This is a genomic window from Enterobacter cloacae complex sp. S3, from assembly GCF_014930495.1.
Lineage (GTDB): Bacteria > Pseudomonadota > Gammaproteobacteria > Enterobacterales > Enterobacteriaceae > Enterobacter > Enterobacter asburiae_B.
Genome location: NZ_JADBRD010000058.1, coordinates 18,218 through 27,402 on the forward strand (window position 1 = coordinate 18,218; position 9,185 = coordinate 27,402).

9 protein-coding genes and 1 pseudogene are annotated in these 9,185 nt (G+C 52.2%); 3 read left to right on the plus strand and 7 right to left on the minus strand.

Translation table 11 applies throughout. The features are described 5' to 3' along the window. Window positions 1–29: 29 nt before the first annotated feature. The 7 genes from nirA to IM317_RS22300 form a co-directional block, all read right to left on the minus strand. Complete coding sequence (nirA, locus tag IM317_RS22270) at window positions 30–1,328, minus strand: MFS transporter (protein WP_033147108.1); 1,299 nt, start codon at window positions 1,326–1,328, stop codon at window positions 30–32. A gap of 234 nt (window positions 1,329–1,562) precedes the next feature. Continuing rightward, window positions 1,563–2,321, minus strand: a complete 759-nt coding sequence (locus IM317_RS22275; RefSeq protein ID WP_033147109.1) for a hypothetical protein — start codon at window positions 2,319–2,321, stop codon at window positions 1,563–1,565. A gap of 53 nt (window positions 2,322–2,374) precedes the next feature. Continuing rightward, on the minus strand, window positions 2,375–3,295 hold the full coding sequence (locus IM317_RS22280; protein WP_033147110.1) for a hypothetical protein: 921 nt from the start codon (window positions 3,293–3,295) through the stop codon (window positions 2,375–2,377). A 64-nt stretch (window positions 3,296–3,359) separates the two neighbouring features. Further along, window positions 3,360–3,731, minus strand: a complete 372-nt coding sequence (locus tag IM317_RS22285) for a hypothetical protein (protein ID WP_033147111.1) — start codon at window positions 3,729–3,731, stop codon at window positions 3,360–3,362. A gap of 140 nt (window positions 3,732–3,871) precedes the next feature. Then, window positions 3,872–4,558: a hypothetical protein gene (locus IM317_RS22290; RefSeq protein WP_033147112.1), complete on the minus strand. Its 687-nt coding sequence runs from the start codon at window positions 4,556–4,558 to the stop codon at window positions 3,872–3,874. A 13-nt stretch (window positions 4,559–4,571) separates the two neighbouring features. Further along, window positions 4,572–5,309 carry a HupE/UreJ family protein gene (locus tag IM317_RS22295; protein WP_033147113.1) on the minus strand — a complete coding sequence of 246 codons (738 nt, stop codon included), beginning with the start codon at window positions 5,307–5,309 and terminating at the stop codon, window positions 4,572–4,574. A 43-nt stretch (window positions 5,310–5,352) separates the two neighbouring features. Beyond that, a complete protein-coding gene (locus tag IM317_RS22300; RefSeq protein WP_033147114.1) occupies window positions 5,353–5,718 on the minus strand; it encodes a hypothetical protein in 366 nt (121 codons plus the stop codon). Between the two features lie 451 nt (window positions 5,719–6,169). Between IM317_RS22300 and umuD the strand changes: the two genes are divergently transcribed. From umuD to umuC (IM317_RS22315), 3 genes and pseudogenes are all read left to right on the plus strand, one after another. Beyond that, window positions 6,170–6,532 carry a translesion error-prone DNA polymerase V autoproteolytic subunit gene (gene umuD, locus IM317_RS22305; RefSeq protein ID WP_054623424.1) on the plus strand — a complete coding sequence of 121 codons (363 nt, stop codon included), beginning with the start codon at window positions 6,170–6,172 and terminating at the stop codon, window positions 6,530–6,532. An 8-nt stretch (window positions 6,533–6,540) separates the two neighbouring features. After that, the gene (gene umuC / locus IM317_RS22310) at window positions 6,541–7,815 is read left to right on the plus strand and encodes a translesion error-prone DNA polymerase V subunit UmuC (protein ID WP_033147132.1); all 1,275 of its coding nucleotides are present in this window, start codon (window positions 6,541–6,543) and stop codon (window positions 7,813–7,815) included. Window positions 7,816–7,845: 30 nt separating this feature from the next. Then, a pseudogene (umuC, locus tag IM317_RS22315) lies at window positions 7,846–8,901 on the plus strand (translesion error-prone DNA polymerase V subunit UmuC); the annotation flags it as partial. Window positions 8,902–9,185 lie beyond the last annotated feature (284 nt).

Genomic DNA, 9,185 nt, shown 5'->3' on the forward strand with positions numbered 1-9,185 from the left:
CTCCTGCCCGTTTGTCTGTTTTACGGAAATTACTTCTCTTTCTTCGGCCATGACGGGTGTTCATCATCAATGACGAAATCATGCTCATGGGTCGATTCGTTGTTTGTTTCTGGATCGGTGTGACTGTGAATCTGGGCGTAAACTTCATGCTCAGGCCGCCAGATAAGAACGGCAGTAATCAGTGACAGCGCGGCCACAATGGTCAGGGCGATGAACGAAGCCTGCGTTCCCCATGTTGCGCCTACCCACCCGGCGAGTGGATAAGTCACCAGCCAGCATGAATGCGACAGAGCGAACTGAGCGGCGAACAGTGCCGGTCTGTCTTCAGCCGTAGACGAACGGCGCAGCAGGCGACCGCTCGGCGTCTGAGAAAGCGAGTAGCCCACACCCAGCAGCGCCCAGAGCACAACCAGCGTGATGTAATCCTTGAGGAAAATGCCCAGTCCCAGGCCAACGACTAGAAGCACGGTGCCCACAAGCATCGGCATGCGGTCACTCATTTTGTCGAGCAGTCTGGGGAGGATCAGGGCCGACACCATGGACCCCACACCGAAGAAAGCCAGGGCAATGGCGGTAGCTCGCTGTGAGAAACCAAAGTCCGCCTGAACCAGAACAACGGTGTTGACGATCACCATCGCACTCGCTGCCGCCACAGCCATGTTCAGAGCCAGCAGGCCACGCAGTCTTGGTGTTTTCAGGAAGATGCGCATGCCTCGCGTAGTTTTGTCATAGATGCTGCGGTTGACCGTTAGCGCTTTCATTTTTGGCAACGTCACGGAAACAACCAGAGCCGCTGAGGCGAGGAACCCGACCGCCGTACCGGCAAACAGATTGTGGAAGCTCATGACCGTCAGCAGTGCCGCCGCCAGCATCGGGCTGATTACGCTTTCCAGATCGTAGGCCAGACGTGACAGAGACAGCGCCCGGGTATATTCGCGTTCGTCAGGAAGAATATCAGGGATTGTCGCCTGAAAGGTTGGCGTAAACGCTGCCGAAGCAGACTGAAGAATGAAGATCAGGATGTAGATTTCCCAGATCTGAGTGACAAAAGGCAGTGCGATAGCCACGAGGGCACGAACCAGGTCCAGCGTCACCAGCATGGTGCGACGCGGGAATTTGTCGGCAAAGGCCGCTGCTACTGGTGCCACCAGAATATAGGCGCTCATCTTGATCGCCAGCGCGGTACCCAGAACCGCCCCGGCCCTGTCTCCGGCGAGATCGTAGGCTAAAAGCCCCAGCGCTACGGTCGCCAGACCGGTACCGATAAGGGCGATAACCTGTGCCAAAAACAGATGGCGATAGGTACGATTAGAAAGAATATTGAGCATCAGGCAATCTCTTGGCTTAAATTTACATCCCCCCCAGGGGGATGGTGAAAGCATAGAGTGAGCTGAAAAAAATGACAAGCATTATCCTGGCGGGGGGGATGTGGGTTTTGCTAGTTGCCTGATATGTAGAATAAAAAAGCTTCAGGTATCCCAGCGTTATACCTGAAGCAGCATAAAGAGTGTCGAAGGTGTTATCGCCGCTTCCCTGCGTAGCCCCTTCTGACGAGAAAGGTGTTAACTCAGAAGTCCCAGGCAGGTTTTTAGGCTCAGCCGGGTCGCCTCAACGTCGCTGTGGATGATGGTGCACCAGTCGTCACGGTTAGCCCGAATGTCTTCGAGCCAGCTGTTCAAGGCCTGATTGAACGCCATGGTTTTCTCGCGCTGCGGCCAGCTCATCTGGTTCGCGCTGTAAATGTCCTGCCCGGGCTGCGGCATCTGCACAGTTTGCTGTGTCGACATCCGGGAAGTCACTGACCAGGTGTCAGAGTTGCCGTCCCATGAAGGCATCACAGGGAAGCCTGCACCGCGCAAAGCGATATCCCAGGTGGCATCAAACAGGAATGTTTTCCCGTTTAACTCAAAAGTCACGGTGTCATGAAACCCCTGTGTTTGCGGCAAAATGGTCAGTATTTCCGGAGGAATGGGTAAATCAGCCCAGTCAAACTGCACCAGTTTTCGCTTTGCCGTAATACCACCGGCAACCAGCAGTCGTTCGGCCGCGGCGGCTTTATGACGACAATCGCCAAAACCCTGCTCAAACAGGCTCATGCTTTGCTCATTCCATGAACCAAGCTGATAAGGCATTCGCCTGACCAGTTCAAAAATGGCTCTCCGCAATTCCGTTGAGCCACTCTGAAGACCGAGAGACTGCAAGATCCAGCCCGGTGTTATCGTCTCTTGAGCAGAGCGACGGGTGTTTATTTTTTGCCATGTATCACTGACTCTTTCTGCCAGAGAGGCTGCCAGGGTTTCCCCCGGCAGTAATGTTGTCATCAGCAATGCTCCTGTGGTGGTGAGGAAATGTCTACGCGTCAACATATCGGGCGTTACACCTCCACGCTGCGACGAAGCGCTGACATAACCAGTGATTCACAGACCACTTCTTCATCCTGCGTCCGATTAACGCCAGGGAAGACCATCTGGCTCATCGGGGACGAGCGAAGCCGGTGATAACGGGCAATTGCGCCATTCATACCTCCCATCTGCTTGCGTCTGACCAGGCGCAGCCCGTGCTCCCAGGCCACTTCATCCATCGCACTCGCCAGGACAGGATCATGGTTGAAGATTAAGACGCCATCCCCTTTCAGCAGGCGGGCTGCGCTGCGAAGGAAAGTCGTGTAATCCTGCTCGAAATAAGCCGCTGCCTGGGAGTAGATAATATCGACCCCGCCTGCCTGAACGCCCCGTTTCTCCAGCGTACACAACCCGGCAGCCGTCACGTAGGGATGCTCAGTCACACCTTTTGGCAGCGATTCATGCCATGGCGTGAGATTGGTGAAGTGCAGGAATGCACTCTGTCCAAGCTGCTCCCTGAAGCCCTCCGCCAGCCCGGAAATTGTCGCCTGATGACTGGTCGTTTCTTCTGCACGAAAACCCGCCCAGGCAGCACCAATTTCCAGGAAGGTGACGGTGCCATTTTTGTGGTGAATGTTCTTCGCGTAGTGAACGATATCGAACCCAATTTCTCGCGCCAGACGAAACGATCCGCCGCTGGAGGTCCATGGGCCATCAAAGCCAAAGGCGAGGATCGCTTTGAGCATCGAGCCCGTTTCCTGATGCATCATTTTCAGGAACGGAATGACCTTACGCCGTGAAGGCACCGGGACATTCGGACGCAATTTTTTGGCCTGAAGGTCGCGATTAACGCCCATGCACAGCGTCTGCCAGTGCAGAGGGGCAATCCGATAATTAAGTGCAGTGAAATTCCGCGCAATCTCACGACGCGCCTGAATGGAGTCTTTATACATAGCCTCTCCGCTAAATCTGAAGTTGATAAATGCCAGGCAGCAAACACGCTACCGGTAACAGCGATCAGATCTGGCGGGTGCTGGGAGGACGGTAAATGATGTCCGTGGCTTTAACCGGACTACGAAGATCGGCAAGCGGCAACCATCTGTCTGCTACAGGAGAGAGGGCAATCTCCACAGAGGGTGGCTGCTCCGGAGTTTCATGAAAATGGTCTGTCTGATGATGGCCTGCATGGCCAGACTGAGGGATGTCCGAATCGTGAGAGTGGTCCTGCATTGTCATGGTGACTTCTGCATCGTGCAGATCCATCTCGTAGCCTGTCAGGCCGTTTGTACCATGTGATGCAAACGTCCCCATCGACGACATCATCATGCCAACGGCCATGATGACAATCATCAGAACATAACGGGATGAACGTTTAAACATCAGGTACATCGCTGAATACTTCTCTCAATAGACAATGATACGGTTTAAAAAGATTAGCATCCCCCCGGGGAGGATGTAAGGTGCTGGAGTGTAAAGTCTTGTATTGCCGGGATTAATAAAATGGGCCCGCATAATACGGGCCCGGTAAATCAGATGACGCGCTTAATACTCATGTACTCCCCATTGGTATCCAGTTGGATCGTAATCGTCTCTGAACCACGATTTCGCCAGAACCAGCCATGTTTTCCGTCGAAGGCGGCCTGCAACACGCCATCACGAGAAGTAATCTGACGATCTTTACCATAGCCGTGGTAAAACCCTTTCGGGGCATTAACCGGATCGCCGTGGGCATCGACGTTCACAGGACCAGAACTCATCCACTGATAAGCTACCCGGGCATCCTTACGCATTTCCATCTTCACCTCTGCCGCTTCATTCGGCTTCAGCGTAATCAGCAGCTGATTACGTTGAGAACCGGCGGTTGGCGCTTCCGGCGCACGGGTTGTGGCCGGGACACTCAGTTCCGGGTAGCTGTTTTGCGTGATTGTCGGCGGGTTGTCCGGCACCGGACGTTCATTTACCGGTGCTGTTTGCTGCGCCAGTGGGCTCGTGCCCGCTTTATCAGCAGCAGCCTCTTCCGCCAGCTGCGTTTTGATTTCACCCATTTCTTTAAGGCCCAGCAGACGGCCAACGCCCGTCGGGTCGATGCCGTATTCTGACGGCATCACGATGGTAATCAGCAGCGTAAGCGCAACAATGGCGGCCAGAATGGTTGATTGCATCAGTTTCATCGCAGAAGGCAGTTCTGCACGGGTCGGTAAATCGGTGTTATACATTCTCTTTTCTCCCTCAGGCTAAAACGTAACCACAAATCTGGTAACTCATTAACAGGAAACCGGCGCTCATCATCACAACGTTGGCAGTGTAGGCGTGGCGGAAAAAGCTCGCCGTCTGCCGCCAGTAGCTCATGATGATGAGGATGGCGCTCAGCGCCAGCAGCTGGCCTATCTCCACCCCGACATTGAAGGCAATCAGGTTGACGAACAGGCCATCGGGAGAAATTTCGAACTCTTTGATTTTGGTCGCCAGACCAAAGCCGTGGAAGAAGCCAAAAATGAGCGTCGCAAGTTTCGTGTTCGGCTGAAAACCAAACCAGCGCTGGAAGGCTCCAAGGTTATCAAGCGCTTTATAGACCACCGACAGGCCGATAATGGCATCAATGAGATAAGCGCTGACGCTGATGTCAAAGAAGGTACCAATGAGCAGCGTCGTGGAGTGACCGACAGCAAACAGGCTGACGTACAGCCCGATATCGCGCATTTTGTAGAGAAAGAAAATCACGCCAAACAGAAACAGCAGGTGATCGTAACCGGTCACCATGTGCTTCGCGCCAAGGTAGATAAACGGGATGATGTTAATCCCGGTGATTTCCTGAATGTACCCTTTGTCGCCTTCTGCCACACCGTGGGCAGACGCGCCCTGGCTGTAGAAAAGCATTAATAACAAGAAAAAAAGACAAGCTGAACGCGCCTGAGCTGAAAACAGGCCACCGCTCAACCGGCCCTGCATATCAAGGCTGGTATTCATAAAAACCCTTACAAATTGAATAATAACGAATTAACGGAAGTTATTACGCAATCAGGGATCTCGGAGGGCGTTCGGGGGTGGCCTGAGGTATCCGCAGGATTTGTTCTGAACTCAGCGCGAACGTCGTCCGCATGCCTGCGTCCCAGGCCTGCAAAGCAGTCAGCGTGAATAGTTTGTTCAGATCGTGGGAATGATCGGCATTGAGGTGATGTACGTTACCGTGCGAGTGGAACAGCAACGGATCGTGCTCATTCAGTGGTTCATCGCTGTCGTGCTGATGGTCACTGATGGACGTTGTATCCTGGACGTTGTAGACAGCCTGCGGTTTTGCCATAAGCGAACTGCTCAGCACGGCAACAGCCATGATGATCAATACGATTCTGGAAATGACTTCACGGCTGATAAACACAGTCAACGGCATCCTGATGATACAAGGTAACAACGTGCGTAATGTATCCGCTATGCTGGTTTGATTTCAATAGTTGTTTTGGGGTCACTGCTATCGGAACATTTCCTTGAACATCCTGAATTTCACTCTTTCTGTTTTTAGCTCACCCTGCCCCTCAATGGGCCAGAATGCATGAATTGCGCGGCCATCAATTATATCGCCTGCTTGCAAAACTAAATTTGCCCTTACTTCAACAAGATCACAATACGCGCTTATGAACTACTTGCTTTACTTCTCCATTGCACAATACTGTATACATAAACAGTATCTCTTGCGAGTGAATCAACATGTCTCTTTGGAGTGGAATTTTTATATTTAACAATATAATCATATTGTTATATGACTTTTTGACGTATGAAAACTATAGAATACAAGATCCTGTATTTTGTCCTTTTTCTGCTCATGAAGACCTATGATCATGGGTGCATTTCCATCCCCAGCACAGGATTACGTCGAAAAGGAACTGGATTTAAATGAGCTCTGTATACGTCGACGAGCCTCTACTTTTTTTGTACGCGCCAGCGGTTGCAGTATGCAGGAACCAGGTCTTTGTGATGGCGACATTCTGGTGGTTGATCGCGCTGAGGAAGCCATTCATGGCGATATTGTTGTCGTGGAAGTCGATGGAGAGTTTACCGTTAAACGTCTTCAACTGAAGCCCCGCCTTGCGCTTTTGCCTATGAGTCCAGCATTTCCAATTATTTATCCCGATGAATTGCAATTACTTGGTGTTGTTACGTGGTTTTTCAACTGCACTCGTACTCGACGGAGGTAACGATGCCAATGTTTGGTCTTGCGGATGTAAACTCATTTTATGCCAGTTGTGAGGCGTTGTTTCGCCCAGATTTGCGAGGCAAACCGATTGTTGTTCTTAGTAACAACGACGGATGTGTTATCGCACGCAATGCTGGTGCAAAAGCGTTAGGAATAAAAATGGGTGTGCCCTGGTTCCAGATTAAAAATCAGAGTTACAGGGAAAAGGTGCACGTTTTCAGTTCGAATTATGCGCTTTATCATAGCCTTAGTCAGAGAGTCATGAGCGCTCTTGAGGAGATTACACCGCGAGTTGAACAGTACAGCATCGATGAAATGTTTCTCGATTTGACGGGCATTGATAGTTGCGAAGATTTTGAACACTTTGGCCGACGTCTCAAAGCGCATGCCCTGAATACCGTTGGGCTGCCTATTGGCGTTGGTATTGGGCAGACCAAAACCCTGGCCAAATCGGCCCAATGGGCCAGCAAGGAGTGGAAACAGTTTCGCGGCGTCCTGGCGCTCACACCGGATAATTCGAAACGCACCATGACGCTGCTGGAAAATCAGCCCGTAGAAGAGGTTTGGGACGTGGGCAGGAAAATAGGCAAACGCCTTAATCTGATGGGTATTAAAAATGCTTTACAGCTTGCTCAATCCAGTCCGAGATTTATCCGGGAAAATTTTTCAGTTGTTCTGGAGCGTACCGTACGGGAACTGAATGGGGAGTCCTGCATTCCTCTTGAGGAGCTTCCGCCATCAAAACAGCAGATTATTTGCTCACGCTCCTTCGGTGAGCGCATCACGTCAAAAGCAGCCATGCAGCAGGCTCTGTGTTTGTACGCGACACGTGCAGCCGAAAAGCTGAGAGGTGAACGCCAGTTTTGCCGACACATCGGCATATTTATAAGAACCTCACCCCACGCCATTAACGAAGTGTATTACGGCAATAGCGCTGGAGAAAAGCTTGCCCTGCCGACCCAGGATACGCGAGACATTATTGAAGTTGCACTGCGTTCACTAGATCGCATTTGGCTGGATGGTCGGCGCTATATGAAAGCCGGTATCGCGCTTGATGATTTTACGCCGAATGGCATAGCTCAGTTCAACCTTTTTAACGAGAACAAACCCAGAGAGAAAAGCGCCCAACTGATGAAGGTACTGGACGGCATCAATCAGTCCGGGTTGGGCAGTGTGTGGTTTGCGGGTCAAGGCGTAGATACAGCGTGGAGGATGAAGCGGGAAATGCTCAGCCCGGCGTGGACTACCTGCTGGAATGATATTCCGATAGCGCGAATAAAGTGAAGAAACCCTCCATCAAAGCTTGCTTTTCTATTCCACATAAATGCCTCGATGTCAGCGCGCGTGATGAGCTGCCTGGAGGAGCTGGCCCCAAGGGTGGAACAGTATTCGATTGACGAGATGTTCCTCGACCTGACCGGCGTTGAGCACTGCATGGACCTGGAGGACTTCGGCCGGCAGCTGCGCCAGCACGTGTATGACTGTACCCGTCTGACCATCGGCGTGGGTGCCGGGCCGACGAAAACCCTGGCAAAATCTGCCCAGTGGGCCTCAAAGGAGTGGAAACAGTTTCGTGGTGTGCTCGCCCTGACCAGGGGGAATCCTCAGCGAACGCGGAAACTGCTTTCACTGCAGCCGGTCGAAGAGATCTGGGGCGTGGGAAACCGTATTGCACGCAAACTTAATGTACTGGGTATCAGGACCGCGCTCGATCTGGCCCTGACGAACCCGGCCTTTATACGCAAAAATTTCTCCGTCGTTCTCGAGCGAACAGTACGCGAACTGAACGGGGAAAGCTGCATGTCGCTTGAGGAAGCACCACCGACGAAACAGCAGATCGTCTGCAGCCGCAGCTTTGGAGAGAAAATCACGGAGTACGATTCGCTCCGCCAGGCTGTCTGTCAGTACGCAGAACGGGCCTCTGAAAAGCTGCGGAAAGAGCGCCAGTACTGCCGGCATATTTCCGTTTTCATCAAAACGTCTCCGTTCGCCGTTAAAGAGCCTTACTACGGCAACGTGGCCACGGAGAAACTGCTTACACCCACTCAGGACACCCGGGACATTATTGCGGCCGCCACAACGGCTCTGGAGCGTATCTGGAAGGATGGGCACCTGTATGCCAAAGCCGGTGTGATGCTGAATGACTTCACCGGCTCCGGCGTTTCGCAGCTGCAGCTGTTCGACGAACGTCCGCCACGTCCTCACAGCTCTGAGCTGATGAAGGTTCTCGATGGCATTAATCATTCCGGTCTGGGACAGATCTGGTTTGCCGGGCGAGGGATAGCGCCATCATGGCAAATGAAACGCGATATGCTCTCCCCTGCGTACACCACCCGCTGGAAAGATATTCCCGTTGCGAGGATCAGATAAATTCTGCTTTTCTGAGAGAGCCAGTAGTGCTCGCCGCAGCCGAACGACAGGGTGAAGCCCGCGAGTGAGCGAGGAAGCACCAGGGAACAAAACGAACATAATCTTCTTACGCACCTAATACAGGAATCACAGTAACAATCTCAAAATCTGTATTGTGATAGAAACAGCTGAATAGAGTGGGACCATGGTCCCAGTTAAATCCGGCGTGTGGAATCGATATTCCAGGCGGGGTTGAAGGATGAGTTCTGACACGCAAGTAGGAGGTGGGACCGTGGTCCCAGTTA